Source organism: Pseudomonas sp. DF5 (assembly GCF_058148225.1).
Genome location: NZ_JBYVYM010000098.1, coordinates 1 through 203, shown reverse-complemented (window position 1 = coordinate 203; position 203 = coordinate 1). Strand labels below are relative to the sequence as shown.

Sequence of the window (203 nt, the reverse complement as noted above, 5' to 3'; positions counted from 1 at the left end):
CCAGTGAAGTCGACACCGTGCGCGCTTCGGTGAACTGGACCCTGGGCGCCAACCTGGAAAACCTTGTCCTTACCGGCACTGCCAACCTCAACGGTACCGGCAACGGCCTGGGCAACGTGTTGACCGGCAACGACGGCAACAACATCCTCGACGGCGGCCTCGGCGCTGACACCCTGATCGGCGGCGGCGGTGTCGATACTTAT

General features: G+C 63.5%; 1 pseudogene. It reads left to right on the top strand.

Features of this window, described 5'->3' with window-relative positions:
- Positions 1-203 (top strand): annotated as a pseudogene (locus AC30D7_RS28860) (hypothetical protein); the annotation flags it as partial.